This window comes from Ureaplasma diversum NCTC 246 (genome assembly GCF_000731915.1).
Taxonomy (GTDB): domain Bacteria; phylum Bacillota_I; class Bacilli_A; order Mycoplasmatales; family Mycoplasmoidaceae; genus Ureaplasma; species Ureaplasma diversum.
This window is the reverse complement of the sequence record NZ_JFDP01000056.1, coordinates 1-3,498: the sequence shown is the minus strand read 5'-3', so window position 1 is coordinate 3,498 and position 3,498 is coordinate 1. Positions and strand designations below refer to the sequence as shown.

Here is a 3,498-nt window from a genome sequence, read left to right as displayed (position 1 = left end):
ATGCTTACTTAAGCATTGTTTTCTTTTCTATTTAATAATTAGTTTACTCTTGTTTTATCAATTCAACAATCTTCCTTAGTTGCTTAAACTAAAAAGAATTGTTTATAATAATATAATTAATATCTATTTGCTTACTTATTGATTTTTAATCAAAGTACAAAGGTAATAGCTATGAAACTTAAAAATCTAAATAAAAAGAAGTTATTAATCTCTATTACAAGTATAGGTGCAATTAGTACTATTTTTGCACCATTAGTTTTTGCTTGTACAAGTGCAAAAGATAAAAATACTGCTAATAGCTCTAATAAAGATAGTCAATCTATTTCACAACTATTTACAATAGCAAACCCTAAAAGTGATATTGATTTATTAAAATCAATGTTTAACTATAATAACAACTACCAACAAAATCCACAAACAGCATCTCAATACTTAAGTTCTAAAACTAATTATGAAGCAAGAGTAGAAGATCAAAGAAATAAGTTCTACAACAACCTTTTCTTATCATCAGCTTCACAATATACAAATCTGAACCGATCATTAAGTATTGAAGATATTGAGTTTGTTGAGTGAATCAACAAACTAACACCTAATACTCTTAAAAATGATTTTATTGCTTTTTTAGCATCTTTATATGGACCTGCACTTGTTGTTAATCTAGAATTTGATGCATCATTTCCAACAGTTGAAGTCTATAAAAAAGAAAATGATCAAAAAATATTAATTAATCCTAATCAGCCAATTTTTGAACCACTAACTCAAGAAGATATCAATAATGGAATTGATTGACAAACAAAAAACAAAAACAAATTTGTTAATATTAATTTCTGGTATGCATACACTAATAAAAATGATTCATCAAGGCTAGCTAATGATCCTTTTACATTAGCTCCCATTGGAATATTAACAAATACAAGCCAAAAGTTTCTTGTCCAAATCAAAGACCAACCAATTAACTTAGATCTATTTGTAACTAATCGATTAAAAGAAGCTGCTGATAATACAACAAGAAAACAACTAAAACATACTTATCGTTTAAAATACTCATTTAATGAGTTTAAAGTATATACTCAAACTAGTGTTCTTAAAGAAGAAAATAAACAGCAAGAAGAAGATGCTTACTTACACTTTAGTGGAGATAATAACTTTATCTTCTTAAACAAGTCTTATAGTTTAAACAATGAAATAACTAATGCTAGTTATAGAAATGATTTTTATTCATTAGAACCAGTTTTAGTAGAACAACTGAAACTGCTAACTTCAGAACAAATCAAAAAAGATGTTGAACAAAGATTTAATTACTTTAATGCTATAGCTAAACAAGCAACAAAAGCTAGTTATGCTATTTTAAATGGAATTGTTAATGATTTAACTATTAAAGAACTATTAACTAAAAATAGTGAGATCATTAAACAATTAGTTGGATCAATTATTAAAAATGAAACAATAGTAGAAATTGTTAGATTGTTTACAGCTAATAATTCATTAGGAGCTGTTGTAGAAGCTTTTAAACCATTATTAGAAAAAACATTAGATCTAGTTCCTTCGCTTGATGATAGTATTAAACAAACGATTTCAAGCCGTATCCTAAGTATTGATTTTAAAGATAACTTAGTAGCTGAAATCGATCAAATCCGTCAATTATTAAATAGTGTTTCAATTGAAGCAGTCCAACCATACAAAGCTTTAATTGATCCCCTTCTAAATACGATCCAAACCCTAGAAGCTCAATCTAAAAAAGGAGTTGTAGGACAAGTTGGGATCTTAGATTTTATTGATGCCTTAATTACATTATTATTTAATTTCAATGAATCTAACACACCTAACATTGAAATTGCTTTAGGATCTAATAAAGTTAAGTTATATGATCTGATTCAACAAATCAAAACAATCTTTAATCTTTTAGTACCACATAATAACAGAGCTAATGTAGATAATGATCAACTAGCTTCTAGTGTTGGTTTTGAATACAAATTATCAAACATCAAAATCATTGATTTAATTAGTTTAAATAAAGATAGTAAACTTGATTACAAACAAGGGTTAACTTTATTATTAGATTTTCTAAAAACAAATAATATAGTAATTCCACAAACTTATTTAAGTTTAATTGAAGAATTATTATTAAATAATAAAAACTGAAACAAAACTAATATTAAAGCTTTAATTAATGCTTTAATCCACCCAACTATTAAAAGTTCTAATAGTGAACTTAAAATGAATAATTTATTAGATTTCTTAGAACAAGGAATTGAAATTAAAGAAACTAAACCATTACAAGTTGAATATGATCCTAAAACTAGGATGTTAAATAAATTAGAAACAGAAGTTGTATATTCACTTAAAGCTTCTATTACAATAGATCTTAGACCATTGTTTGATTTATTACCAGAAGAAGCTCCTAAATCTTTATCAGTTCCAAGCACTGCTTGAAACATTCTTAAAAAAGAAATACCAAAAGAAATTATTTTAGCTGAAAATGATTCAGTAACAAGAATTAGTAAGATTGTACAACCCCAGCAACTAGCTCCATTAATTTATAATGATATAGCTAGTGATCTAGCTGATAAAGGAAAACATAAATTAGGTTATAAGTTATTTGTTCAACATGAAGTTAAACCTAATATGCCTTTATCTGTGCAAGCAATGCTTGACCGATTCAAAAATAATTCTACAACCACAATTATCCCTAAAAAATATTTATCTCAAGTCTTAGGTTGATTATTCTACCGTTCTTGAAAATTCACAACACCACTTAATATCTTTGATTCACTTGATCAAAATAATAAACAAGTTTTAAAAGATAATGTTGATGATAAATTAGTTGATTATCAAGATAATGTCTACAAAAAAGATTTATCTTTTAGTATTAATAAAGAATTACTTAAAACTAATCCTGATTTACTTAATCAGATATTAACTAAAATTAAAAGTGTTAAAAAAGCTGAACATAAACTAGAAGCTGATGCATTAGGTAGAGAAGAGAAGATTTATCAAATTGAAGACCAATTTGAAATTGAACTTAAAACATTAGTTGATGCTGGTTTAATTAAGTTTGGTTCTAAAGTAGATATAAATAATGATTTAATTGCTTCATTTATTCCTATTAGTATTGGGTTTAATCCAAATGTTAAAAAAGATGATCAAAATCCAGATTCAAATTTAGTTGAATATGAATTACTAATTATTAAAAAAGGTTTGGTCAATTTATACTTTAAAAAACCATTATTAGATTTATCAAATCCAAAAAAACCAGTAATGCGAGAGTTTGTCCAACTTGTAATTTAAAACAACTTAAAAAACGACTTTTTTACTCTATTTAGAGTGAATGGGTCGTTTTTGTTTTGAATTAAAGTTGTATTAGCTTGTTGAACTGTTATTTAGTTGTTCATTTGGTTCCATTCGTTCCTTTGGGTATTTGTTAATTTAGTATAATACTTATTAGGTTAGATTTTAAAAATCTATTGTAAAAACGGAGCTGTATATATGCAAAAAGCA

1 protein-coding gene is annotated in these 3,498 nt (G+C 25.8%); it reads left to right on the top strand.

The genetic code is table 4. The features are described from left to right. Positions 1 to 171 precede the first annotated feature (171 nt). Positions 172 to 3,288, top strand: a complete 3,117-nt coding sequence (locus tag UDIV_RS02560; protein WP_038102939.1) for a phage tail family protein — start codon at positions 172 to 174, stop codon at positions 3,286 to 3,288. Positions 3,289 to 3,498 lie beyond the last annotated feature (210 nt).